Source organism: Ruegeria meonggei (genome assembly GCF_900172215.1).
GTDB classification, from domain to species: Bacteria; Pseudomonadota; Alphaproteobacteria; order Rhodobacterales; family Rhodobacteraceae; genus Ruegeria; species Ruegeria meonggei.
In genome coordinates this window covers 18,150-44,136 of record NZ_FWFP01000012.1, presented here as the reverse complement: position 1 = coordinate 44,136, position 25,987 = coordinate 18,150, and the positions used below count along the sequence as shown (strand labels likewise).

Here is a 25,987-nt window from a genome sequence, read left to right as displayed (position 1 = left end):
GTTAGCGCTCAACCACGCGCAACCAAATTCCATCTTTGGATCTGACCGTTAAATGTGCGACCGGAACGGGTGTTCGCCCCTCGACAACTTCGAACCGGAAATGCCGCAGCAATGTGGACAGCAAAAGCGGTCCTTCGATCATGGCGAACCCGGCCCCGGTGCAAACGCGAGGGCCAGCCGAAAACGGGATATAAGCCGTGCGTTGGCAGCTTTTGCCGTTTTCGGTGCTCCACCGTGTTGGATCAAATTCATCCGGTCGGTCCCACAAGCGTTCCTGACGATGCAGGTGCCAGGGGCTGAGTACGATCTGTGACCCCGTGGGAACATCCCTGCCCCGAAAGTGTTCGGGAGATGTGGTTTCACGCACCATCATCGGCACCGGTGGGTACAGCCGCAGCGCCTCGCGGAACACATCGCGGCTGAGGCGGAGCTTGGACACAGCGGCAAAGTCAGATGCGTCCAGCGCCTGCGCCTCCGCGCTTAGCTTTTCCTGCCATTCGGGATAAAGCGCCACCAGGTACAATGTCCAGGCAAGGGCCGAGGCACTGGTTTCATGACCGGCCAGAAAGAAAATCGCGACCTGATCCACCATTTCCCGCGTGTCAAAGCAGCGCCCGGTTTCGGGATCGGGCGTGGTCATGATCTTGGTGGCAAGATCGTCCGGTGCTTGCCTCTTGGCGATCAGCTCTGCCCGTTCCGACGTCAGCCGAGTGATCAATGCCTTAATGTCCTTGGCATTCCTGCGTGTAGTTCGGGAATGCACGCGCGGTACCCAACGCGGGATCGGCATAAAGGCCGCAAGGTTCAACAAAGGCTGCTGGCGTTGATAATCCTGGAATTTGTCAAACACCTGAGCAGCCACTTCATCCTCGATCGGGACCGAGAACAACGTTCGGAAAATCACATCAGCCGCCGCGTGGCTGGTAGTCTCTTCGCATTCTACAACGGTTCCGGTCTGGTCCCGTAAACGCTCGACACAGGCCTGTGCGGCACCCAGCATGGCGGGAAATGTGTCCTTCAGCCGCCCGCCCTCAAAAGCTGGATCAATAATGCGGCGTTGCCGTTTCCATGTCTCACCATTGGTCAGAAATACCGAATTGCCCAGCAGCGGGCGCAGGCCTTCGCTGATGCGATTGGATTTTGGGAAATCGTCAGGGCGTTGTTTCAGGACCGTGTCAACGAGGTGGGGCTGGTTCACCAGATAAGACCGGAAGAACGGTGTGCGAAACTCGGCCATCCAGGCGCGGTACAGGCGCTGCGGCTGGGCCGACAGCAGGTCTTTGCGAAACAGCTTTAGATACTGCCAAAGCGTTACCTTGTCCGGACGAGGTGTTGGCTTTGGCGGTTTCATGGCCGAACCGATCTGTATTTTGAGGTCGGTCGTTCGATACGCGACTTTGACGGCGCGCGCTGGGAAAAGCGTTGCCCCAAAGTCTGCGGCCCTGCCGTGATCCTGAAGTAATCGTAATCCTTCGGTCGATCAAATGCGCACAGATATTGGAAATGCAGTCGAAAAAACCGCCAGCGCAGTTCTTGCCAGCGTTCTGGTGTCAGGGTTTGCGTAAAGGCTGCGGACAACACCAGTGGCCAGCGGGTCTTTTCCGTTGCTACTCCGGTCACTGCCACGGGATCACAAAGGGCAAAGGCGCAGCCATCCCCCGGTGCTGATACGTCGACCCATGTCAGTTCGTCCCGTTCAGATAGAAATTGCAGGTCGCTGCGCAATGCGTCGGCATTGGGCAGAAAAGAAACCATCGGCACCACCTGTCCCAATGTCAGAAAGGACAGTGGTGGATGGCGGTCTGACATTGCGCCCGTGCGGATAAGATCAGCCAGCACTGCAACGCCCAGATGTGCTCCCGAGGAATGGCCGACCACCAAAACCTCATCTTCATCCGAGGTCAGAGCGCCGCGAATATGGTCCGTAAACGTGGATAGGCGCGCGTTCAATTCTGCCGGAATTGCGCCCTTTTGCGCAGCAGAATAGGCATAGTCATGCATCAGGTAATAGGCAAACAACCGGTGATCGATTTTGCGAAACCAGTGAAGCAGCGCGTATACAACAACCGCCGCAGGGATCAGCGCCAGCCAGCCAACCACTGGGGTAAGCAGTGCAGTCAGACCCCAAGCAACTGCAAAGGCGACAGCAAGTTGCACAATCAGCATTCCAACCGGGTAGAGCGCCGCAATCACCGGACCTTTGCGCAACCTCATCAGTCGCCAAAGCGTCCCGGACCCGATATAGATCCAGGCCGTTCGGACCAATTGCAGATAAGTCGCTGGAATCGAGGTCGCCATTGTGTCGCGCACGATGTCCGACCAGACCAGCACGTCGATATCCGCCTGAATATCCACCCCGTCCTGACGCGAGCGGACATGCCAGCCATACGGTCCTTCGTCCGATTTGGGGGACAGGGAAATTTCGTACCCCGAGATCGCGGCCTGCGCCTGGCTTTCCTTGCGATAGAGTTCGCGGTATCGGCGCGGGTGAATCGGATCGTAGCCGGGAATGTAAAACACCCGACGCCTGCGAACCTGAGGCTGATTTTGTTGACTGCTCATAGCCTTACCTTCTGCCGTGCAGGTTAGCGCAGCATGAACGCCAAGGTAAGTCAGATCGGTCGATTAGCCAAAATTGGCCAGCGCTGGGAATGTTTCAAGCAGCCACCAGCTGAATTCGGTGAACAGTCCGGTGATCAGCATGATGCCGACAAACAGCAATAGGCCGCCCATCACCTTTTCGATTGTTGCCATATGCGGTTTGATGCGGTTCATGACGGACATCGACCGGTTCAGGAACATTGCCGCCAGCAAGAACGGAATTCCCAGCCCCGCCGCGTAAACGCCCAGCAGCAAGGTTCCCCTCGCAACCGAGGCCTCGGACGCGGCCAGCGACAAGATCGCCCCCAATTGCGGACCAATACACGGTGTCCAGCCAAACGCGAAAGCAAGACCCAAAATATAGGCGCCGAACACGGAACCGCCAGAATCGCCCGCTTCAATCCGCGCCTCACGGTCAAGGAATGGAATGCGAATGACGTTCAGGAAATGAAGACCAAAGACAATCACAACCGCGCCCGATAGTTTGGCAAACAAGACCTGATTTTTCAGTACAAACACCCCGAAAGCCGACGCGGTAAATCCAAGCAACAAGAACACAGTCGACAGGCCCAGAACAAAGAACAGCGCCGACAGAGTTGCCTTGCGCCGCGCCTGCGCTTCGTCCTGCATCTCATTGATCGACACACCGCTCATATAGGCAAGATAGGGGGGAACGATAGGCAAAACGCAGGGAGACAAAAAGCTGATCAACCCGCCAAGCAGAGCGACGAGCATGGCGGGCAGCAGGCCCGCGTCTATGATTTCTATTCCGAACATAGATCAGCACATATGGTATCATACCCACCGCGTCACGGGGCCATTCGGTCACATCCTCGTGGTTGCACGCTGGACACCACGACAAAGTGCAAATATCTGAGGTTTATGTCTGATCCTACGGAAACGCTCGATGCGCTGGGGCTGTTGTGCCCGCTGCCGGTTCTAAAAGCCCGAAAACGCTTGAAATCCATGCCCGAAGGCAGCGTGTTGCGTGTACTGGCGGATGATCCGGCCGCCATTATAGACGTGCCGCATTTCTGCATTGAAAGCGGGCATCAACTGCTTTCGCAGGACGATGCAGACGGGCACCAGATTTACGTCATTCAAAAAACTGGCTGAGGGCAAAACTGCCTACCCAAAAAGAAAAAGGCGGGCACTTGAGCCCGCCTTTCTGTTACTGGCCCAAAGACCACCAGCCGCGTCGCTTGGGCTTGGCCGGTTCGCTGGGTTGTTCCGGCTCATCAGTCACCACCTCAAGCACAGGCTCGGGAGTTTCCTGAACTGGCTCTTCCGCGACCGGCTCGGGCGTTTCGTCCTGGGCCGGTTCCTCTGCCACGGGTTCTGGTGCGGCTTCTACCGCGGGCTCGGGCGTCGTGTCTGCTTCGACCTCAACCGCAGGTTCGGGCGCAGTCTCAGTCGGTACATCCGTGCTAATCAATTCCTGAGGTTCGGCGGCCGGGGCCTCTTCAACTGCAGGCGCGTCAACTGTTGCGTCAGCCGCAGGTTCCGCAGCTTTTGCGTCGGCCTCTGCAGGTACGGCTTCCTCGGTTGCCTCGACGTCTTTCTTCTTGCGACGTGGTGCACGGCGGCGCTTGGGCTTTTCGGGTTTTTCTTCCTCAGAAGCCGCTTCAGCAACAGGTTCTGAAGCGGGTTCTTCACCTGCCTCAGCGGCAGCTGTTTCACCCTCTTCGCCTTCAACTTCAGGCGTTTCGCCCGATCCATTGCCCTTTTTCCGCCGACGCCGACGGCGTTTGCGCTTGGGCTTGGTCTCTTCTTCGGCCTGAACCGTTTCTTCCTCTTCGACGACCGCCTCTTCTTCGTCCGCGTCCACCATATCCATCAAGGACGCATCCACGGACACGACAGGTGCAGTGGCTTCGGGCACGATGCGGCTGGCAGTCTTGAACTTCTCCATCGAGAAATCGGGGCTGACAAGATGTACATCCCCTTCGATCCGAACAGACAAGCCATAACGCGATTCGATCTGAGCGATATGTTCGCGCTTCTGGTTCATCAGGAAGTTGGCAATGCTGACCGGGCAGCGCACCAAAACCTCGCGGGAACGACGGCGGGTACCCTCTTCTTCGATCTGGCGCAGAATGGTCAGAGCCATGTTGTCGTCCGACCGGATCAAACCAGTGCCATGACAAGCTGGGCAAGGCTGTGTGGTCGCTTCTAGCATGCCGGGACGCAGCCGCTGACGGCTCATCTCCATCAGGCCAAAGCCCGAGATCCGGCCGACCTGAATACGCGCACGATCTGTTTTCAGCTTGTCTTTCAGACGCTTTTCGACGGACGCGTTGTTCTTACGCTCGTCCATATCGATAAAGTCGATGACAATCAGACCGGCAAGGTCCCGCAACCGCAACTGCCGCGCCACTTCTTCAGCGGCCTCAAGGTTGGTTTTAAGTGCGGTTTCCTCGATCGAACCTTCCTTGGTGGCCCGGCCAGAGTTCACGTCGATCGCAACCAGCGCTTCGGTCACACCGATCACGATATAGCCACCCGACCTCAGCTGAACGGTCGGGTTGAACATGCCAGTCAGATAGCTTTCAACTTGATAGCGCGCGAACAGTGGCAGAGCATCTTCGTACCGTTTCACGTTCTTGGCGTGGGACGGCATGATCATCTTCATGAAGTCCTTGGCGATGCGGTATCCGCCTTCGCCTTCGACCAGAACCTCATCGATCTCGCGGTTATAAAGATCACGGATCGAGCGTTTGATCAGATCGCCTTCTTCATAGATTTTCGCGGGCGCAATGGATTTCAGCGTCAGTTCGCGGATCTGTTCCCACATGCGCTGTAGGTATTCATAGTCACGTTTAATCTCGGATTTGGTGCGTTTGGCCCCTGCAGTCCGAATGATCAGACCAGCCCCGGTAGGCACATCGATTTCCGCAGCAATCTCTTTCAGTTTTTTACGGTCCGGCGCATTGGTGATCTTACGGCTGATGCCGCCGCCGCGCGCTGTGTTCGGCATCAAAACGCAATAGCGACCGGCCAGCGACAAATACGTGGTCAGAGCGGCACCCTTGTTGCCACGCTCTTCCTTGACGACCTGCACCAGCAGTACCTGCCGAACCTTGATGACTTCCTGAATCTTGTACCGGCGCGGGCGCGGCTTGCGCGGCGGTCGAATGTCCTCGCTGTCATCCTCGTCTGCCACGGATTCAATGCTGTCATCTTTGGCAGACGCGTCTGAACGCGCTTCTGCCTCTGCATCGTCGTCCTTGGTATCATCCTCGTTCGAAGAATTCTCGGCAGGCTCTTCAGTGTCAGTCGATGCGTCCTCAGCGGGCGCTTCTTCGGCCTGTTCAACCTCGGCATCAGGTACCACCGCAGCCTCTTCCGACGGAACCTCCGCGGTCACATCGGACTCAGCCTCACCAGCAGTCTCTTCACCCGCTTCATCAACGGGCTCTTCTACCGGAGTATCCGCCACGCGATCCGCCGGAGACGTGCCTTCGGGAACCGATGTATCGGCACCCTCTTCGCTCTCATCCAGATCGATGGTTTCCATGCCTGTGGGCTCAGACGACACGTCGATCGACTCGACTGGGTCATCCGATTTCACATCGGCTGCTTTGGTCCGCGAGCGTGAACGCCGCCGCTTTGGCTTGGCCTCTTCCGCCTCATCGCGCGCTTTCAAAGCCTCAGCGTAAGCGCGTTCTTCTTCCATCAGCGCTTCGCGGTCAGCGACCGGGATCTGGTAGTAATCCGGATGAATCTCGGAAAACGCCAGAAAACCATGCCGGTTCCCGCCGTAATCCACGAATGCGGCCTGTAGCGAAGGCTCGACCCGGGTGACTTTTGCTAGATATATGTTGCCGGCAAGTTGCCGTTTGTTTTCGGATTCAAAGTCAAATTCCTCAACCTTGTTTCCGTCGACCACCACAACCCGAGTTTCCTCGGTGTGGGTGGCATCGATAAGCATTTTCTTAGCCATGTTTCCTTGGTGCACCGCGCCAAACGCGTTGTCCTAACCCATCCGGGGGGACAGGCGCTTTTGGGGTGGTGTCTTGTAAGGGCGATTTCGGACGGCGCGCGGCAGGGTCTGGCGCTGTGGCCCCCTGCCCGTACACTCAATGGTTGCGCGCGCGTCATCGCGGTTCTTCTCCGACAGGCGCGGCTCACCGCTTCCTGCCCATTTATTCCTTTCACCCGCTTTTGCGGGCTCAGGCGTTCAGCTGCCCCAGTCGAGGCACAATCGGTCTGCGTCGCCTCGTGGGATCTTTCACCACCTGCGGCGTCGCAGCGAAACTCTAAGATTCGGGGCAAAAAGGCACCAAAACGGCCCTGCCCGTTCCGACACAATAAAAGCAGTCCTGTGGAAAAGACAATGGGCAAACTGCACAGAGACCCCGAACACTGTTCGGGATCGCTTCATCTGGCCCAAAATATCCCGGGGGGAGAATTGGCCGAATAGGCCAAGAGGGGGGCTGCCCCCCCCCTCACCTACAAATAGTCTGAACGCTGCAAGCCGTATTTCGCCATTTTTTCATTCAACGTCCTACGTGGCAGACACAGCTCATCCATCACTGACGCGATCGAGCCCTTGTGCCGCCGCATCGTGTTGTCGATCAACATCCGCTCAAACGCTTCGACGTATTCCTTCAGCGGTTTGCCTTCAGTGGTCATGACCGGTTGCATTTCTTCGTGATCGGACATCAGCAAGGACGCAATTGTTCCCGACCCGCGCCGCGATTGCAGCACCGCGCGTTCCGCGATATTGATCAACTGCCGCACGTTGCCCGGCCAAGGGGCCTGCAACAACTGCGCAGCTTCCTGCGCACTGACCTGAGGTGCGTCGCAGCCGTATTCTTCGGCAAACTGCTCGCTTAGGCGGGTGAACAGGGTCAGAATGTCCTCTCCGCGCTGGCGCAGCGGCGGCATGGTGATGCGCAGGGCGGCCAAGCGATAGAACAAGTCGGGACGCAGAACATCTTCACTGGTCTTGCCGGCCTCTTGCAGGTTCGAAATCGCCACGATCCGTGTCTCGGCAGGCGTGCCCTGATCGTTCATGACGCTTAGCAGACGGGCCTGTAGCGTATCGCTCAGTGCTTCGACGTCTTCCAGAACCAAGGTTCCGCCGCGCGCTTCTTCAATTGCTGGCAGCTGAGCGTCTTCCGGCATCATCGGGCCAAATAGGCGTTTCGACAGTGCTTCTTCCTCAAGCGCTGCGCACGAGACGAGAACGAATTTCTTACCTGCTCGGCTGCCGACCGCGTGCAGCGCATGGGCCACCAACGTCTTACCAGTGCCGGTTTCGCCGTCGATCAAAACATGACCATCGGCTTGGCCGAGATCCAGAATATCCTCGCGCAGACGCTCCATCACGGGGCTGGCACCAATCAGCTTGTTCATGATCTGCGTGCCACCGGATAGCTCTCGCCGTAATGCCCGGTTGTCCAATGTCAGACGCCGTGCGTTGCTGGCGCGTTTGGCCAGCTCCGACATCCGATCCGGGTTGAACGGCTTTTCAAGGAAATCAAACGCCCCGACGCGCATCGCTTCAACCGCCATCGGAACGTCTCCGTGGCCGGTGATCATGATGACCGGCAATGTGCTGTCGGCTCCCATCAGCTTTTTCAGCAGTTGAATACCGTCCATCCCCGGCATTTTGATATCCGAGATGACGATACCCGGATACTCCGGCCCAAGAACCTTCAACGCGTCTTCCGCGCTGGAAAAGGTTTCAGTGTCATAGCCTGACAGCGCCAGCCACTGGCTGATCGATTGGCGCATGTCCTGTTCATCATCCACAATGGCGATTTTCATGGCCTGTGCCATAGGTCTTCCTCGTTATTCAGCGGCCTCAAGGCCGTCGCTTCCCAGTATCGGCAGCTGCATCTCAAACACTGCACCGCCGTGCTGGCTGTTGCGGGCGGTCAGCCGCCCGCCATGGTCGTTCACGATACCGGACGAGATAGCAAGACCCAACCCAACCCCGTCGCCGGGCTGCTTGGTCGTATAGAACGGTTCAAACAGGTTCTCGATATTTTCGATCCCGTGACCATTGTCGCGCACAGTCAGTACCGCCGTATCGCCGGCAGCCAGAATGATTTCCACATCCGGTTCTGATACTGATTTGGTGGCGTCCAGCGCATTGCGCAAGAGGTTCACCATAACCTGTTCGATCCGCATCCGGTCCCCCATCACGATGACGGCTTCTTCGGGCAGGATCTGCGTGATCTTGACGTGCCGTTGACGCAGCTGCGGCTCCATCATTGAGAGGCTGGCAGCGAGCGCTTCGCTAAGGTTTACAGGGGAAAACGCATCGGCGCCCTTGCGTGCATAAGACTTGAGCTGCCGCGTGATCGCCCCCATCCGTTCGATCAAACCGTCGATGCGGCCAAAGCTGGCCAGCGCCTCTTCGGGGCGATTTCTGCGCAACAACAGACGGGCCCCGGCCAAGTAGGTCTTCATTGCAGCCAGTGGTTGATTCAACTCGTGACTGACGGCAGCAGACATCTCGCCCAAGGCGGCAAGTTTCGAGCTTTGCGCCAACGTTTGCTCGGCAACTTCCAGTGTCTTTTCAACCCTTTCCCGCTCAGCGATTTCCCGCTGTAGCCTTGCGTTCAATGCGCGAAGCTCTGCCGACTCGCGCTGGAACAATGCCATTCGCAGCGTGGCCCTGCGGCTAAGCGCGTAAAAGGCCAGCGCCAGAAGAATCGCAAACCCCATGATTTCCAGCGCCAGAACGCTGTTCACCTTTTCACGGATCGACGCATATGTGGTGAATGATGTCATCTGCCAGCCGCGGAATGGAATCCGTGTCTGCATCCGCATCACCGCCTCACCCTGCAGATAGGCGTCAGGCGGCAGTGCGGTCCAATCGGTGGTGGCCCTGATGGCACGCTCGATTGCGCCTTGCGGGGGCTGCCGTAGCATCGCCTCGCCCTCTTCCAGGCCGCGCCATTGTGGTTCGGTCGACAAGATGATCCGGCCGGTGCTGTCCGCCACCATCACCGCATCCGAAATCCCGGCCCAGGCGCTTTCGAACTTCTGCAGATCAACCTCGACTACGATGACCCCAAGGTTCTCGGCATTGGCGTCAATCCTGCGCGAATAGACAAAACTGTAGCCTCCGGCCTCCTTTTCACTGACTGTGAAAATCGTTGCGTTCGAGCGGACAGCGTCAATGAAATAGGGCGAACTCCGATGCGCTTCGCCCAGCCGGTTCCTGTCGGTTGCAGCGACCGTGCGACCATCGCCATCCAGCAACATCAACGAGGCCGCGCCGATTTCTTCAACAAACGAGATCAGCCGCTGTGTAGACAGCGAATAGTCACTGGACTGTAGCGCAGAAATCAACGTGGGATCCCGCGACAGCAGCTGTGGAACAATGGCGTTCCTGCGCAGCTCGCTCAGCAGGTTTCCAGAGTAGAGCGCAAGCCGCAGTTCAGCCCGATTTCGCGTGGATTCTGTGAACCTGTCTGTCAACAGACGGTTGGTGATCCAGACCGTCGAAACGGTTGCCACCAGCAAAATCAGGACGGCAACACGAAGCCGCCAGCCCAGCGGCGCACCCCGGAACGGTTTTGTCAAAACAGACCAGACAGATTGATCAGCGGAACTCATCCCGGAAAATTACGCGTGCTTTGTGGCAAGCTCAAGTCACGCGGGTGCGAGAGCCCCTGACAATGCGCGAAACAATGCCGTTCCATCTGTGCCGCCATGGCCTTCGTCGGCGGCACGTTCGGGATGAGGCATCATACCAAGGACCCTGCGGTTCTCGGACAGAATACCAGCGATGTCACCGGCCGAGCCGTTTGGATTCTCGGTATAGGTGAATGCGATCCGGTCCTGATCCCGAAGCGTGGACAATATAGCATCATCGGCGAAATAGTTTCCGTCGTGATGGGCGATCGGAATGCCGATCACATCACCTGCATTGTAGCCTTGGGTGAACGCGCTGTCGCTGGTTTCGACCTTTAACCCTACGGTCTTGCAGATGTATTTCAGACCAGCATTACGCAGCAACGCACCAGGTAGAATGCCGGTTTCCGTCAGAATCTGGAACCCATTGCAGACCCCTACCGCATAACCGCCACGTTTGGTGTGGTCGACAACGGCCTGGCAGATCGGCGACTGCGCCGCAATGGCCCCACAGCGCAGGTAGTCACCATAGGAAAACCCACCCGGAACGCCAACGATATCGATCCCCTCTGGCAGTGCGGCGTCTTTATGCCAGACCATATCGACCTGAAACCCCGCCTGTTCAAAAGCGACTGCAAGGTCCCGATCACAGTTAGAACCGGGGAAAACGATGACGGCTGCACGCATTGCGGGCCCTCCTACGAGACTAAATCGGTGACCACAGCAACACCGGACGGCGTCAGCAGGTCAACGGCGGCAAGATTTTCACTTACCTGGTTCAAAGTTGTATTTGGCGCTTCCGGCATCCGGTCAGACCAGTTCGATCTCGTAGCGTTCGATGACAGTGTTGGCCAACAGCTTTTCGCACATGTCGGTCACATCGGCCTCGGTCGCGCCATCGGCCAGTTCAAGGTCAATCACCTTGCCCTGACGCACACCTTCGACCTGATTAAAGCCCATGGCGCCCAATGCGTGGCGCACGGCCTCGCCTTGCGGGTCAAGAACCCCGGTCTTCAGCATCACATGCACCCGTGCTTTCATTCCTGCAACTCCAGCTGAGGGCCATCGTTCCAGGCCCGTTCCGTTGCGCGGGGGATAGCGCGCCAAGGGGCGTTCGACAACCCTGTTTGCGCCGCAAGGCTGGGCCTTTAACTGCCGCTACCAGATGTGAGCCCGGGATAATGCGTATCAATGGCGTTGAACACACCGGTCACCAGCATCTCTACCGCGACCGCCACCAGAATGATGGCCATGACCCGAGTGATGACATTGATCATCGTCGGTCCCAAAAACCGCGAGATCGGATCAGCAAACAACAGCCCTATTCCGACTACTGCACAGGCGATCAAAACAGCCAACCCAAGGGTTACGATTGCCTCACCATCCGTAAGCGTATGGGCAAACACGATCGTCGTAGCAATTGTGCCCGGTCCGATGGTCAAGGGGATCGCCAATGGAACCACGGCGATGCTGCTCTTTTTCAGATGCCCGTGTTCTGCAGCCTGTTGATCGCCCGGCGTACGGTCTGAGGCGTTCATCATCGACATGCCCACACCGAATATGATCAACCCACCGGCAATACGGAACGAGGGGATGTCGATACCAAATATCGCCAGTATCTTTTCACCAACCACCACAGACAAAAGCGCTACGACAACAATTGTTCCGGTAACCACCAACGCCACCCGTTTGCGTTCCGGCGCGCTGTAGCCCTCGGTCATTCCCAGAAAGATCGGGATACCGTAAAGCGGATTGAAAATCGCCAGCAAGGCGGCGAGGAACTTCAGAAACACCGCTTGGTCGAACAATTCAGCCATATCGAACGTCACCCTGTTCTATCCGCTTGCCGTGTGAACCCGAGCCCGGCGGCAAGTCTTTCATGACGCGAAGTACAAAGAAAAAAGCGCAGCCTCAAGAGAAGCTGCGCGTTTGGACGTGATAACTCTGTCAATCGCTTAGTTTATCAGCGTTGGCTTGGCGACGTTTGTTTTGGGCAAGACGCCCAGACGACGGGCCACTTCGGAATAAGCATCGGTAAGATTGCCCAGATCGCGACGGAACACATCTTTGTCCAGCTTCTCGCCGGTTTCAATGTCCCACAGGCGGCAGCTGTCGGGGCTGATCTCATCGGCAATGATCAGACGCTGGAAATCCCCTTCGTAAACACGGCCGATCTCGATCTTGAAATCAACGAGGCGAATGCCGACACCGAACATCACACCGCTCATGAAATCGTTCACGCGCAGCGCCAGGCTCAGGATGTCTTCCATGTCCTGCTGGCTGGCCCAGCCAAAGGCGGCGATATGTTCTTCGCTGACCAGAGGGTCCCCCAGCGCATCGTCCTTATAGCAGTATTCGACAATAGGACGCGGCAGTTGCGTACCCTCGGCGATGCCCAGACGTTTCGACATGGTTCCTGCGGCGTAATTGCGTACGATCACTTCCAACGGAACGATTTCGCAGCTGCGCACCAGCTGTTCACGCATGTTCAGACGGCGGATAAAATGGGTGGGCACACCGATCTGAGTGAGGCCGTTCATGAAAAACTCGCTCAGGCGGTTGTTCAGGACACCCTTGCCGTCGATCACGTCTTTTTTCTCGGCGTTAAAGGCGGTGGCATCATCCTTGAAATACTGAACGATCGTACCCGGTTCAGGGCCTTCATAAAGAATCTTGGCCTTACCTTCATAGATTTTCTTGCGACGCGCCATAAGCGACCTTTCCAGTCTGTCGAGCGGGAATGAGTCCCCTCACGTTAGCGCCCTCTTAATCTAAGCCCCCCTTTCCCGCAAGTTCACCGACCCGAGAGGCTTTGACACAGCGCAAATCCCTTGCACCCAAGGCGTCGTATAGTCATATCATCAGGAAAGAACATGCAATCCAAGGGGTCCCCAACCAATGACCACATTCGACGAACGTGAAGCCGCGTTTGAAAACAAATTCGCCCATGACGAAAAGATGCAGTTCATCGCACGGATGCGCCGCAACCGGTTTATGGCGGTTTGGGCTTCGGCGCTGAAGGGTGAAACTGTGGAACAGGCGCGCGCCTACGGGCAGGAACTTGTTCACACCGACCTTCAAAATGTCAGCGAAGACGATGTTGTTGAAGCTGTAAAAGGCTACTTGGGCAATCTGGCGGATGAAACTAAAATCCGTGAAAAGATGGTCGAACTGCTGGTTGAAGCCAAGGAACAAGTGATGGCGGAAGCCGAATCCTGAGACCCTAGCTACAAGCCTCATGATCATCATGAGATTTATGAATTTGATTTGACGCCCCTGTCATGAGACACGGGGCGTCTGTTATTTGTACTGGCCGCTCCTGGGCCTCTTCCCGGAATATCCCAATGACAAACGCACTGAACACCTTTTTGGAAACCAATGAAACCATCCTTGCCGATGGGGCCACAGGGACCAATCTGTTCAATATGGGCCTGCAATCGGGGGATGCCCCCGAACTGTGGAATGTAGACGCGCCCGACAAGATCCGTGCCCTGTACCAGGGATCGGTTGATGCGGGCAGCGATCTGTTCCTGACCAATACCTTTGGCGGTACGTCCGCACGGCTCAAGCTGCACGAGGCGCAGAACCGGGTGGCCGAGTTGAACCGCATCGGGGCCGAACTTGGCCGCGAAGTGGCGGATCAGGCCGGGCGTCCTGTGATCGTTGCCGGATCGGTCGGTCCGACCGGTGAGATCATGCAACCTGTTGGCAGCTTGTCCCACGCAGAGGCCGTTGAAATGTTTCATGAACAGGCCGATGCGCTGAAAGCCGGTGGTGCGGATGTTCTGTGGCTGGAAACCATCAGTGCACCCGAAGAATTCCGCGCCGCAGCTGAGGCTTTTGCCCTGGCCGACATGCCCTGGTGCGGCACCATGAGCTTTGATACCGCCGGGCGCACTATGATGGGCGTGACATCGTCCGATCTTGCGCTGCTGGTCGAAACCCTGCCCAACCCGCCGGTCGCCTTTGGTGCGAATTGCGGCACCGGAGCGTCGGACATCTTGCGCACCGTGTTGGGGTTTGCGGCACAGGGAACCGAACGGCCTGTGGTGTCAAAAGGCAATGCCGGGATTCCGAAGTATGTAGATGGCCACATCCACTACGACGGCACGCCTGAATTAATGGGCGAATACGCTGCCATGGCCCGGGATGCAGGCGCCACCATCATCGGCGGGTGCTGCGGCACGATGCCGGCGCATCTGCGCAAGATGCGCGAGGCGTTGGATACCCGCCCCCGAGGCACGCGGCCAACGCTGGACCAGATTACGGATGCACTGGGGCCATTTTCGTCGGCGTCAGACGGCACCGGTGAAGATGCCGCGCCCGAGCGGCGCACTCGTAGGCGCCGCCGCGCATAACGCTTTTAACGCCCTTCGAATTTCGGAGGGCGTTTTTGCATGAAAGCTACAACACCTTCGGAAAAGTCCCGCGACCGTCCGCATTCGCCCTGCAAATGCGCCTCTTTGGCCAGTTGCTGAGGCAAATTGTTGTCATAAGTGCCACGGATTGCCTGTTTGATCGCGCCAAATCCAGCTGTCGGACCCTTGACCAAATACTCTGCCCGTTTGCGCCAATGGGATTGGAACGCATCGTCGGCCACAGCTTCCCAGATCAAACCCCATTCATCCGCTTGCCGCGCACTGATCTTATCGGCAAACAACGCTGCACCCATGGCTTTGGCAAACCCCATCTGACGAGGCATGAACCATGTGCCGCCCGCGTCAGGCAACAGGCCAATGCGGGCGAAAGCCTGCAGGAAATAGGCGCTTTCGGTTGCGATCACGACGTCCGCGCAAAGCGCAACGTTGGCCCCTGCCCCCGCCGCGGGTCCGTTGACCGCAGCAATCGTTGGAACGGGGCAATTGTAAATTGTCTCCAGCATCGGCTCATATTCGTCGCGCAGCGTCCGTTCGAGGTCGATTTTACCGGTGCTCGAAGCATCGCCCAGATCCTGTCCGGAACAAAAAGCGGGTCCTGCGCCTGTCAGAACAACGGCACGAGCATGGCGCGCGGCGTGTTTCATGGCATGCGTAATCTCGGCCCGCATCTGTGCTGTCATGGCATTCATTTTGTCCGGTCGGTTCAGGGTGACAACCGCTAAATCGTCCGTAACGTCCAACAGGACCTCTTCGTATTCCATCAACGCCTCCGGGGATCTGAATTTGCCAGAACCCTGAACTATATAGCGGCAAAGGAAAAGATGAACCCTGGGTCATTCCTCGAGAATCTGGCGCAGGCGCTCCTTCTCGGCCTCGCTGAGGGCGTCGTTGCCGCCAGCGGGTTGGGCCTGAGATCTCTTGCGCAGAAAGCTCCACCCCACAGCGGCTGCGATCAGCAACATGATCGGTCCTGCCAGCCACAGCATCAGGTTTGACCCTGCCACCGTGGGCTTCAGCAACACGTACTCGCCATACCGATCCACGATAAAGGCAATCGCCTGCTTGTCGGTGTCACCGGCCACAAGCCGCTCGCGCAGCAGCAATCGCAGGTCACGGGCCAGTTCGGCGTTGCTTTCATCGATGCTCTCGTTGCGGCAGACGAGGCAGCGCAAGCCGGTGCTCAGATCACGGGCGCGCTGTTCCAGAACCGGATCATCCAGTACCTCGTCAGGTTGGACGGCGAACAAAGGCGATGCAATCAGCGCAAAGATAAGAACCAGACGCTTCATTCCGCAGGTACCCCGCCAGCAGGAGCCTTGCGCGCACCGGCAGCGACACGGAACCGTCTGTCAGACAAGCTGAGCAGCCCACCCAGAGCCATCAGGATACACCCGCCCCAGATCCAATTTGCCAGGGGTTTGATATACGTCCGCATAACCCAGCCGCCATCAGCTTGCTGATCGCCGATAACCACATAAAGGTCCCGCAAAAAGCGGTAGTCGATGGCCGCTTCGGTGGTTGGCATGCGCGCTACCGGATAGTCGCGCTTTTCCGGATGGAGCGTACCAATGGTCCGCCCGTCCTGCTGCACCAGAACATCGGCGGTGGTCGAGAAGTAGTTAGGTCCCTCGACGTTGCGGACATCCTCCAGTGTCAGAGTGAATTGACCAACCTCAAAAGGTTGACCGGGCTGCGCGACGCGGATGTCTTCAACCTCCCACGCGGTCAGACCAGCAATAGCGAACATGGTCACGCCCATGCCTGTATGGGCCACGGCCTTGCCCCAATCCGCCCCGGGCAGACGGAACAGGCGCTGGAAACTGCCCTTGCGGCCCGTACGACTCCAGAGATCAACGATAGCGCCAAAGGTGATCCATGCGCCCAAAAACAGCCCAATCGGGCCCAGAGCGCTGCGTTCAGTCTGCATCACCCAGACCAGCAATGCCAAGGCAACCGCCAACACAAAGGCGTAGCGCAATGAAAAGGCTGCTTTGCCGATTTTGCCCCGTTTCCACGGCAGCATCGCCCCCACCGGCATTGCGATGCCCAATGCAATCATGAACGGTGTAAAGGCGGCGTTGAAAAACGGTGCCCCGACCGAGAGTTTGCGGTCAAAGGCCATCTCAGCCACCATCGGCCACATCGTCCCGAAAAACACCACGAAACAGCTGACGGCCAGCAGGACGTTGTTCAGAACCAGCGCGCTTTCGCGGCTGACCATACCAAAAACGCCTTTGGCCTCCATCGCCTGCGCACGAGCGGCAAACAGCGTCAGCGCACCTCCGATGAAGATGACCAGAATAAACAGGATGAACACACCGCGCTCCGGGTCATTGGCAAAGGCATGGACCGATGTCAGCAGCCCGGACCGCACAATGAACGTCCCGATCAGAGAAAACCCGAACGCGATGATCGCCAGCAGGATAGTCCAGCTTTTCAGCGCCTCGCGTTTTTCAACCACAATGGCCGAATGCAGCAACGCAGCAGCCAACAACCATGGCATGAATGACGCATTTTCCACCGGATCCCAGAACCAGAAACCGCCCCAGCCAAGTTCGTAATAGGCCCACCAGGACCCCAGCGCGATACCAATGGTCAGGAAAATCCAGGCGGCCAGTGTCCAGGGTCTTACCCACCGACCCCAGGCTGCGTCAACGCGCCCCTCGATCAAGGCGGCGACCGCAAAGCTGAACGCCATGCTGAGACCAACGTAACCCAGGTACAGAAACGGTGGATGGAAAGCCAAACCGGGATCCTGCAGCAGCGGGTTCAGGTCCCGCCCATCAAACGGGGCAACGATCAGCCGGTCGAACGGGTTTGAGGTGAACAGAATAAAGGCAAAGAATGCCACAGCAATCGCTGACTGAACTGCTAAAACCCTGGCTTTCAGCGTTGGCGGCAGACCACCACCAAACACCGCAGCCATGGCCCCAAACAGTGAAACGATGAGGACCCATAACAGCATCGAGCCCTCGTGGTTGCCCCATGTCCCACTGATCTTGTAAAGCATCGGTTTGGCGGAATGGCTGTTCTCGACCACGATCCGAAGCGAAAAATCGGACGTAACAAACGCCCAAACCAGCACCCAAAAGGAAAACCCGACCAGCAGGAACTGAATGATCGCCGCAGGTTCGGCGAATGACATCCACCCCGGCCACCGCTTGGCAGCACCGATAAGGGGAACAACTGATTGCACGATCGCAACCAGAAAGGCGAGTATCAGGGCGAAGTGGCCAAGTTCTGTAATCATGGCCTTGGATATAATCCTGTTGCCCGGCAAGCACCAATCACTTTCGCCCCCTTCGGGGCGAGCATAGTGTCGCGGGTTAAGCTGCACGGCTGCTTCGCCAATCCTCCAGCGCGCGATTTTCTTCTGGGTGGGCCGCTTCTTCTGCCAAAACCGCGTCTGTGCCCGGATCTGCTGCGCCCACGCTGTCGGCGCGCAATTTACTCAGCGCTTCAAGATTTCGCATCACCTGAGGCGTGCGTTGCATCGTAACCGATATCTCGCGCTGCAAGTCCTGAACCTTGGTCTGATGCCGCGCGCCGAAGTAAAATGACACAACGACCCCCAGCAGCCACCAAAGTGGTTCCGGCACCAACGCAATTCCCTGCATCCTTGCAGTAAACCACAGCGGGTCGACCATCGCCGCACCAAACAGGCCCAGAGTCCCCAACGCCATCGCTGGCCGTGGCAGCCGGTTGAGGCCATCCATAAACCGATCAAACGCGCCCTTAGTCGGTGCTTGAAACTCTGACGCAAACTGCGCCATCGCCTGATGTTGACGGGTAAGGTTGCGTTCAGCACCTTTTTCAGCGTTTTCCCGAAAAACTTCGGCGGTTTCGCGAACGACATTGCGTCCGCCGCCAAACAGAAACGCCAATACGTTCGAGATCAATCCCATCCTGCTACCCTCTTTCGAAATTCCGCGTCGCTATAGTGATAAGCAGGTGAGATGAATTTCTCGGCCCGTCGAATCCAACCGCCTTTTCCACCCGCCCGGCTCCGAGCATACTTGCGCGAGGACCGCCGGCGGTCGGCCAGACGGAAATAATAGTTCCGTCGCGCCACCCCATAAGCATCGCGCAGGGCCATTGGTTCCGGGACAGCGGCGCTTTGACAGGCTTGTGCTGTTTCCGGGCCTACAAGCCCGTCCACAGTGACGCCGAATCCCATGTCTTGCAGCAGCCTTTGCAGAATTTTCACTGCCTGTGCGCCTGCATTGACGTACATGTCGAACACTGAGTCTTGCAGGACCTCGGGCAGCAATCCCAGTCGCGGCTGCTCAAAGTAGTGACGCACAAACACATCAACAGCCTGAGATTTACTAAGCAAGCGCACATCAGACCGGTCAATGTGCCCATCCCCCGACAGGTCCAGCCCCAGGCGCCGCATGGTATGAATGGTCACACCGAATTTGGTCGCCCCTCCGGGATCATCGGGATCGTCGACAAATCCACCTTCGCGCGCCACGATTTCCGTCGCAATCCGTCGCACCGTCTGCATCTCACCCTCCGCCGTTGATATGATCAAACGCTGGGGCAAGCCGGTTAAGAAGGGGCAATTAGAAAGGGCGGTGCATGTCCTGAACACGCAACGCCCTTTTCAGACTATCGCTTTGAGTTGTGTTTCAACCCTCGCCGGCTTCCTTGTAGACGCCTTGCTCTTTCAGGGCATCCACGACCTCTTTTGGCATATAGGTCTCATCATGTTTCGCGAGGATTTCAGTGGCAACAAACACACCGTCCACATAAGATCCGGTGCCCACCATCCCCTGATTTTCGGTAAACAGGTCCGGCAACACGCCAGTAAACGCCACGGGCACGCTTTCGCCGCCATCGGTCACCACAAATTGCACCGTCTCACCTTGTCCGCGAATGATCGAGCCTTCCTCGACCAGACCGCCGATGCGAAATACCTCGGTCGGTTTGGGTGGTTCGGCGATCACCTGACTGGGCGAGCGGAAAAAGTTGATCCCGTCCCGCATCGCATAGCCGATCAACGCTGTAGACAAGGCCAGAGCCACGACTGCCAACACGATAACTTGGACACGACGACGTTTCTTGAGCGTTTTCATACCGTCCTCACGGGAACAAAGGCGCCATCATCAGCCCCTGGGTTTCAATCTCACCTAACATCAGGTTGGCATTCTGCAAGGCTTGGCCGCTGCTACCTTTTGTCAGGTTATCCAACGCACCGACGACAATGGCGCGACGCTCGATCCTGTCGGCAACCACACCGATATGGCAAAAGTTCGAGCCCCGCACATGGTGCGTCGACGGGGTTTCGCCAAACGGGAGCATCTGGATAAACGGTTCATTTTCATAAGCATTCAACAGCGTTTCGTACACACTTGTCGGATCGCCTTTGACATAAGCCGTGGCCAGAATGCCCCGATTGGCCGGGATCAGATGCGGCGTGAACTGTACGTGCACGGTGCGTCCAGCCAAGGCCGAGAACTCCTGATCGAACTCACCCAAGTGACGGTGCGTTCCGCCGACAGCATAGGCACTGTAGCCTTCGCTCAGTTCTGCATGCAGCAGGTTTTCCTTTAGCGAACGGCCAGCGCCGGACACAGCGCATTTCATGTCCAGAATGATATCGTCCAGATCAATCACCCCGGCCGAAATCAACGGCCGCAGTACATACTGCCCTGTAGCCGCGTTGCAACCTGTACCCGCCACCAGCCGTGCTGCACGGATGTCGTCCCGGTAAAACTCGGTCAGGCCGTAGACAGCCTCTTGCTGATCATCCAAAGCAGTGTGCGGGTTCCCGTACCATTTTTCATATTCATCAGCATCCCGCAGCCGAAAATCTGCTGACAAATCAACGATCTTCAGAGTTTTTGGAAGGTTGCGGATAACCTCCTGGCTTGTTTTGTGCGGCAAGGCGCAAAAGCACAGATCGATCTGCGAGAAATCAATTTCCGAGATTTTGCAGAGATCCGGCAGGTTCATGTGGCGCAGATGCGGAAAGACCTGCGCCATCGACTGGCCCGCCTTTCGCTCAGCGGCCAGGGCGGCGATGGTCATATTCGGGTGCTCGGCGATCAGCCGTACAAGTTCGGCGCCGGTATAGCCGGATGCACCCAAAATTGCGATTTTGTGGGTCATGTCAGACCTCTCGTTCAGTGTGTCACATGTCACGACCGCCGATGTGACGGTCTTTGAGTTAAGGAATGAGAAAGGCGCAGTCCTTGACCGAAGTCAGACGGCCTGAAACGAGATATGTCGTCGGAGGAACTGTGTCGCCCGGTCGCTGACAAATTCCGGCTTTCCGGTCGTCAGATAGCCACCCGAACCTGCCCCCATCATTTTTGGATGGCGTTCTAAGTAATCCGCCAGACTTTCAGCCACCAAATCACCCTGGCTGAACACCTGCACATCCGGACCCAACGCTTTCTGGAAAGCTTCGGCCATCAACGGGTAATGGGTACACCCCAGAATTGCAGCCTGCGGTTCTGGCATTTTGCGTCTCAGCGCATCCACATGGCTACGCACCAAAGCCTCGGCCAGGATCATGTCGCCGTCCTCGATGGCATCGACCACGCCGCCACAGGCCTGTGCCTCGACATCCACACCAATGGCGCGAAACGCCAGTTCGCGTTGAAACGCCCGGCTGGACACGGTCGCAGGCGTTGCAAACAGCGCCACGTGTTTGACCGCCACTTCGCGCGGCGGGCTGTTGTCACCCCATTGCCGTTCGGTCAGCGCCTCGATCAGTGGTACAAAGACCCCCAAGACCCGCTTGCCTTCGGGAACGCCTTCTTCCTGCATCCGGCGCAGCGCCGCGGCGCTGGCGGTATTGCAGGCCAGAATCACCAGATCACAGCCCCTGTTCCACAGGTCCGTTACCGCGCTGCGCGTAAGGTCGTAGATGTTTTCTGCATCACGCACGCCATAAGGCGCGTGAACATTGTCCGCGAAATACAGGAAATCCACGTCCGGCAGACGTTTCTGCGCGGCGTCCAGAACGGTGAGACCGCCCAAACCAGAATCAAAAATGCCTACTGCCATTTGCCCCTTTAGGCGCGATGCCGTTCCTCAAATTCATAGCCGTAGTCATATGACTCCAACGGCGTTGGGGACAGCTCATACGTGGCTTTGCGCAAGAAATCCATCATCTTGCGCGTGTCCTTGCCCATCGGGTCCAGAACGTCGCGACCGATGGGTTCACCGATCACGACTTTGACATTTGTATCAACGCGCTTTTTGAACTCTTTGATCAGCAAACCCATGCGCAGAGTGTTGTGCAGATGGCTGGCAATCTGAAACAGGCGCGAGGTGTGGCCGTCAAAAAACACCGGAACAACCGTGGCGTTGGATTTGGCTACCATCCGTGCCGTGAACCCACGCCACCCTGGATCCATCGGGTAGGAAAACGGTTTAACCGCCGTGCTGACCGTGCCGCCAGGGAATATCCCGATCGCACCGCCCTCGCCCAGGTAATTCAACGCCGTTTTCCGGGTATCGAGATTCAGCTTCATTGCCTCTTTGGTTGCATCGAACGAGATTGGCAGAACGATACGGTTCAGATCTTCGGCCTTGCGAAAGACGTGGTTGGCTAGAATGCGAAAATCTCCGCGTGCCTGCGCCAGCATATGGCCCATCATCAAACCGTCGAGAATACCATAGGGGTGGTTGGCAATCAGGATCAGCGGGCCGTCTTTTGGGATGTTGGACAACGCCCCACCGACCACGTCCAGCGTCAGACCATAGCGTTCGACGATCACTTCCCAGAAATCGCGTCCCTGGGCGACCTCTTGCTCATACCCGTCGGCACGTTTGATCAGGCGCATGCGCCCGGTCGTGTTCTCCATCAGTTTGATCACCATACGTCCGCCTTTGGTTTCGGCAGAATAGGCGTAGGAAATGTCACGAACGACATGACGGCGCGAGGGCATTCTGGTCTCCGTAGGTTGTTGCCTGCAGGATAGGCGTAAGCAACAATTTTGCCTAGGGATCGTGACATTCCTGTGACGATTTACTCAGCGGCACTGCGCAGTTCCGGCCCTCCGTGACGAATAGTAGCCAGCAATTCTTCGCGTCGTTTCGCTGCTTTAGCCTCGTTGGCCTGTAGCACCGGACCGAACCCGCGAATATCCAGAGGCAACCGCGCCAGAGATATCACAGCGTCGCGGGTTTGTGGGGTAACAAGCGACGTTACCTCTTTGATATCCCTCTCATATTGCTTGATCAAAGCACGCTCCATCCGGCGCTCGGTACTGTAACCAAAGATATCCAAAGGCGTCCCGCGAAGAACTTTCAGCTTGGCCAATACCCTCATCGGCCCCAGCATCCATTCGCCAAAAGCCTTCTTTTGCGGTCGCCCGTCGGGGCCTGATTTTCCAAGAATGGGCGGCGCGAGATGGAAGGTCATCTTGAAATCACCGTCAAACTCGGCTGCAGCCTTATCGCGGCTGTCCTGCATCAGCCGGGCGACTTCGTATTCGTCCTTGTAGGACAACAGCTTATGATAGCCTTTTGCCACAGCCTCTTTCAGATCATCATCCTCGAACGTGTTGACCAACTTTTGATACCGTTTGGCCAGACGCGCATTTTGATAAGCCTTCAGGTGTTGGGCCCTATGGTCGATTACTTGTTCCAAAGTTTTGGGCAATTCCGCCAAGTTAGGCTTTAGAATCTCTGAGACTTCCTGAGGGTGCAAAACGGCCCATCTGCCGATGTCAAAGGCGCGTTTGTTGCGCTCAATGGCGGTGCCGTTCAGCTCAATCGCCTGCAAAATGGCGCTGTGGCTGACCGGCAGCAAGCCCTGTTGCCAGGCCGCGCCAAAGATCATCATATTGGAATAGATCGAGTCGCCCATCACTGCCCGCGCCAGATCGGTCGCATCAAACAGCGACACGCCTTCTTTCAGCCGCGCCTGCAGAGCCAGCTCCAACCGGTCACCTGGGATTTGGAACTCGGTATCGCGGGTGAAATCCCCGGTGACGGTTTCGTGGCTGTTCACTATGGCGCCCGTTTGGCCCGCCCGCGTCAGACCCAGGGTTTTGGCCCCCGCAGATACCACAAGGTCACCCCCGATCAGCGCATGCGCCTCACCCGTGGCGACGCGAATGGCGCTGATGTCTTCCGGATGGTTGGCCAGGCGGCAATGAATATGCACCGCGCCGCCTTTTTGGGCCAGTCCCGCCATCTCCATCATGCCGGCCCCTTTGCCGTCGATCTGTGCAGCTTGTGCCAACACCGCACCCAAGGTCACCACTCCTGTCCCGCCAACGCCAGTGATTACGACGTTATGCGTCCCGTTGATCTTGGGCAGAACGGGTTCGGGCAAGTCAGGCAGGTCAATCTCGGTGGTTGCTTCCTTGCGGATTTGCGCGCCTTCTAAGGTCACGAACGACGGGCAAAACCCTTTAACGCAAGAGAAATCCTTGTTGCAGCTGGACTGGTCAATCGCCCGCTTTCGGCCCAGTTCAGTCTCTTTTGGTACGATCGAGACGCAGTTCGACTGCACTCCGCAATCGCCACATCCTTCGCAGATATCGGTGTTGATAAAGACCCGTTTATCCGGATCCGGGAATGTGCCGCGCTTGCGGCGGCGTCGTTTTTCGGCAGCACAGGTCTGGACATACACGATGACCGAAACACCTTCGATTTCTCGAAACCGTTCCTGCACTTGCATCAAATCCGCGCGTTCGAACGTTTCGACGGCGGAAGGCAGCGCCTTGAAGTTCACATCTTCCTTTTCGTCATAGACCAAGGCCACATGCTGAACACCCATGGCCGTAACCTCGGCCACGATCCGTTCTGAGGTCAGATCGCCCTCGTTCCCCTGCCCGCCGGTCATAGCGACCGCATCGTTGAACAGTATCTTGAACGTAATATTGGTGCCTGCCGACAAAGCCGCCCGGATCGCCTGAACACCTGAGTGGTTATACGTTCCGTCGCCTAAGTTCTGGAATACGTGATTTGTCGTCGAAAACGGCTCTTCTCCGATCCAGTTGGCACCCTCGCCGCCCATCTGGGTGAACCCGGTGGTGTTTCGATCCATCCACTGCACCATATAGTGACAGCCAATCCCCGCATAGGCGCGGCTGCCATCCGGCACTTTGGTCGAGCTGTTATGAGGGCAGCCCGAACAGAAATACGGCAGGCGTGTCGCGATCTCTTCCGCGTTATCCGCCCGTCGCGCATTGGACAGTTTCGCCAATCCGCCGCGCACGCCGTCGGTATCGCGGCCTTCTTCGATCAGAATTTCGCCCAGCTTCTCGGCGATCATGATCGGGTCCAGTGCGCCCCGAGTTGGAAACAGCTCCTCACGATGCAACGCGCCTGCCCCGCCTTTGTACCAGCCATACACCCGGCGGCCACGGCGGTCGTCAAAGATGGCCTCTTTGACCTGAACCTCGATCAGTTTTCGCTTTTCTTCTACGATTACAATGAGGTCCAGGCCTTCAGCCCAGTCGTGGAACCCGGTCATATCCAGCGGGAAGGTCTGTCCGATCTTGTAGGTGGTGATCCCCAGCCGTTCGGCTTCGGCCTCATCAATATTCAGCAATGACATTGCATGGCTTAGGTCCAGCCAGTTTTTGCCCGCCGCAACAAAGCCGATCTTGGCGCCCGGTTTGCCCCACACCCGCTTGTCCATCTTGTTAACCCGCGAGAACGTCTCGGCCGCAAAACGTTTATAGTCGATGATCCGCGCCTCTTGCAGGTGCGGGGTGTCGCCCAGCCGGATGTTCAAACCTCCGTCGGGCATGTCGAACTGGGGCACCGACACCTTCATCCGGTAGGCACTGCCATCCACGACCGAAGTGACTTCGATCGTGTCTTTCATCGTCTTCAGCCCGACCCAGACGCCGGCAAACCTGCTGAGAGCGAAGCCGTAGATACCGTAATCCAGAATCTCTTGCACACCCGCCGGGCTGACAATCGGCATATACATGTCGACCAGGGACCATTCGGATTGATGCAGCACGGTCGAACTTTCTCCGGTGTGATCATCACCCATGGCCACCAAAACACCGCCATGTTCGGCAGTACCCGCCATATTCGCGTGGCGCATCACGTCGCCGGACCTGTCGACGCCCGGACCTTTGCCGTACCACAGGCCGAACACGCCATCGAACCGCCCGTCCCCACGCAGTCCAGCCTGCTGGCTGCCCCACAGCGCGGTGGCGGCCAAATCCTCGTTCAGGCCGTATTGAAAGATGACGTCGCTTTTCGTCAGGTGCTTTTGCGCACGCACCATCTGCTGATCCACTGCACCCAGCGGTGAGCCGCGATACCCGGTCACCAGCCCGGCTGTATTCAACCCGGCCTGCAAGTCGCGCGCCTTTTGCATCAGCATCAAGCGGACAAGCGCCTGAGTTCCGTTCAAAAGAACGGGATTTCTATCCAGATCGAAACGGTCATTGAGCGATATTTGTGGCTGACTCATCAGACGC

23 protein-coding genes are annotated in these 25,987 nt (G+C 57.4%); 3 read left to right on the top strand and 20 right to left on the bottom strand.

The annotated features are described in order from the left end of the window. Position 1: 1 nt before the first annotated feature. The 3 genes from RUM8411_RS17865 to RUM8411_RS17855 form a co-directional block, all read right to left on the bottom strand. The gene (locus RUM8411_RS17865; RefSeq protein WP_085824084.1) at positions 2-1,351 is read right to left on the bottom strand and encodes a cytochrome P450; all 1,350 of its coding nucleotides are present in this window, start codon (positions 1,349-1,351) and stop codon (positions 2-4) included. After that, entirely contained in the window at positions 1,348-2,562 is a 1,215-nt protein-coding gene (locus tag RUM8411_RS17860) for a hypothetical protein (RefSeq protein WP_085824083.1), read from the bottom strand. Before RUM8411_RS17860 ends, RUM8411_RS17865 begins: the two co-directional genes overlap by 4 nt. Before the next feature lie 63 nt (positions 2,563-2,625). Continuing rightward, positions 2,626-3,378, bottom strand: coding sequence for a cytochrome c biogenesis CcdA family protein (locus tag RUM8411_RS17855; protein WP_085824082.1), 753 nt, complete (start codon positions 3,376-3,378; stop codon positions 2,626-2,628). A 105-nt stretch (positions 3,379-3,483) separates the two neighbouring features. Between RUM8411_RS17855 and RUM8411_RS17850 the strand changes: the two genes are divergently transcribed. Further along, the gene (locus tag RUM8411_RS17850) at positions 3,484-3,717 is read left to right on the top strand and encodes a sulfurtransferase TusA family protein (RefSeq protein WP_085824081.1); all 234 of its coding nucleotides are present in this window, start codon (positions 3,484-3,486) and stop codon (positions 3,715-3,717) included. Positions 3,718-3,772: 55 nt separating this feature from the next. On the opposite strand, the gene RUM8411_RS17845 is transcribed toward RUM8411_RS17850, so the two are convergent. The 7 genes from RUM8411_RS17845 to purC form a co-directional block, all read right to left on the bottom strand. Beyond that, on the bottom strand, positions 3,773-6,544 hold the full coding sequence (locus tag RUM8411_RS17845; RefSeq protein ID WP_085824080.1) for a ribonuclease E/G: 2,772 nt from the start codon (positions 6,542-6,544) through the stop codon (positions 3,773-3,775). Positions 6,545-7,053: 509 nt separating this feature from the next. Then, on the bottom strand, positions 7,054-8,388 hold the full coding sequence (locus RUM8411_RS17840; protein ID WP_085824079.1) for a sigma-54-dependent transcriptional regulator: 1,335 nt from the start codon (positions 8,386-8,388) through the stop codon (positions 7,054-7,056). A gap of 12 nt (positions 8,389-8,400) precedes the next feature. Continuing rightward, complete coding sequence (locus tag RUM8411_RS17835; RefSeq protein ID WP_085824078.1) at positions 8,401-10,179, bottom strand: sensor histidine kinase; 1,779 nt, start codon at positions 10,177-10,179, stop codon at positions 8,401-8,403. A 36-nt stretch (positions 10,180-10,215) separates the two neighbouring features. Next, positions 10,216-10,884, bottom strand: a complete 669-nt coding sequence (gene purQ / locus RUM8411_RS17830; RefSeq protein ID WP_085824077.1) for a phosphoribosylformylglycinamidine synthase subunit PurQ — start codon at positions 10,882-10,884, stop codon at positions 10,216-10,218. A 123-nt stretch (positions 10,885-11,007) separates the two neighbouring features. Continuing rightward, a complete protein-coding gene (gene purS, locus RUM8411_RS17825; protein ID WP_085824076.1) occupies positions 11,008-11,238 on the bottom strand; it encodes a phosphoribosylformylglycinamidine synthase subunit PurS in 231 nt (76 codons plus the stop codon). A gap of 107 nt (positions 11,239-11,345) precedes the next feature. Next, positions 11,346-12,014 (bottom strand): MarC family protein, encoded by a 669-nt coding sequence (locus tag RUM8411_RS17820; protein ID WP_085824075.1) that lies wholly within the window; start codon positions 12,012-12,014, stop codon positions 11,346-11,348. A gap of 138 nt (positions 12,015-12,152) precedes the next feature. Beyond that, positions 12,153-12,908: a phosphoribosylaminoimidazolesuccinocarboxamide synthase gene (gene purC, locus RUM8411_RS17815; protein WP_085824074.1), complete on the bottom strand. Its 756-nt coding sequence runs from the start codon at positions 12,906-12,908 to the stop codon at positions 12,153-12,155. Positions 12,909-13,095: 187 nt separating this feature from the next. Here purC and RUM8411_RS17810 point away from each other — a divergent pair, with 187 nt between their 5' ends. Together RUM8411_RS17810 and bmt are read left to right on the top strand one after the other, a co-directional pair. Continuing rightward, positions 13,096-13,416, top strand: a complete 321-nt coding sequence (locus RUM8411_RS17810) for a DUF1476 domain-containing protein (protein WP_085824073.1) — start codon at positions 13,096-13,098, stop codon at positions 13,414-13,416. Positions 13,417-13,541: 125 nt separating this feature from the next. Continuing rightward, positions 13,542-14,555 carry a betaine--homocysteine S-methyltransferase gene (gene bmt / locus RUM8411_RS17805; protein WP_085824072.1) on the top strand — a complete coding sequence of 338 codons (1,014 nt, stop codon included), beginning with the start codon at positions 13,542-13,544 and terminating at the stop codon, positions 14,553-14,555. 5 nt (positions 14,556-14,560) lie between these two features. Here bmt and RUM8411_RS17800 read toward each other — a convergent pair whose 3' ends face one another. The 10 genes from RUM8411_RS17800 to RUM8411_RS17755 form a co-directional block, all read right to left on the bottom strand. Continuing rightward, entirely contained in the window at positions 14,561-15,337 is a 777-nt protein-coding gene (locus RUM8411_RS17800; protein WP_085824071.1) for an enoyl-CoA hydratase-related protein, read from the bottom strand. A gap of 72 nt (positions 15,338-15,409) precedes the next feature. Next, entirely contained in the window at positions 15,410-15,865 is a 456-nt protein-coding gene (locus RUM8411_RS17795) for a cytochrome c-type biogenesis protein (RefSeq protein ID WP_085824070.1), read from the bottom strand. Further along, a complete protein-coding gene (locus RUM8411_RS17790; protein WP_085824069.1) occupies positions 15,862-17,826 on the bottom strand; it encodes a heme lyase CcmF/NrfE family subunit in 1,965 nt (654 codons plus the stop codon). Before RUM8411_RS17790 ends, RUM8411_RS17795 begins: the two co-directional genes overlap by 4 nt. Before the next feature lie 76 nt (positions 17,827-17,902). Beyond that, entirely contained in the window at positions 17,903-18,481 is a 579-nt protein-coding gene (locus RUM8411_RS17785; RefSeq protein WP_085824068.1) for a holin family protein, read from the bottom strand. Further along, a complete protein-coding gene (locus tag RUM8411_RS17780) occupies positions 18,472-19,083 on the bottom strand; it encodes a holin-associated N-acetylmuramidase (RefSeq protein WP_085824067.1) in 612 nt (203 codons plus the stop codon). The genes RUM8411_RS17785 and RUM8411_RS17780 overlap by 10 nt, the downstream gene beginning before the upstream one ends. Positions 19,084-19,207: 124 nt before the next feature. Beyond that, positions 19,208-19,654 (bottom strand): cytochrome c maturation protein CcmE, encoded by a 447-nt coding sequence (gene ccmE, locus RUM8411_RS17775; protein ID WP_085824066.1) that lies wholly within the window; start codon positions 19,652-19,654, stop codon positions 19,208-19,210. Positions 19,655-19,661: 7 nt separating this feature from the next. Beyond that, a complete protein-coding gene (gene argC, locus RUM8411_RS17770; protein ID WP_085824065.1) occupies positions 19,662-20,690 on the bottom strand; it encodes an N-acetyl-gamma-glutamyl-phosphate reductase in 1,029 nt (342 codons plus the stop codon). Positions 20,691-20,783: 93 nt separating this feature from the next. Then, positions 20,784-21,593 carry a glutamate racemase gene (locus RUM8411_RS17765; RefSeq protein WP_085824064.1) on the bottom strand — a complete coding sequence of 270 codons (810 nt, stop codon included), beginning with the start codon at positions 21,591-21,593 and terminating at the stop codon, positions 20,784-20,786. An 8-nt stretch (positions 21,594-21,601) separates the two neighbouring features. After that, positions 21,602-22,480 carry a lysophospholipid acyltransferase family protein gene (locus tag RUM8411_RS17760; protein ID WP_085824063.1) on the bottom strand — a complete coding sequence of 293 codons (879 nt, stop codon included), beginning with the start codon at positions 22,478-22,480 and terminating at the stop codon, positions 21,602-21,604. Positions 22,481-22,560: 80 nt separating this feature from the next. Then, the gene (locus tag RUM8411_RS17755; RefSeq protein ID WP_085824062.1) at positions 22,561-25,980 is read right to left on the bottom strand and encodes an indolepyruvate ferredoxin oxidoreductase family protein; all 3,420 of its coding nucleotides are present in this window, start codon (positions 25,978-25,980) and stop codon (positions 22,561-22,563) included. Positions 25,981-25,987: the final 7 nt, after the last annotated feature.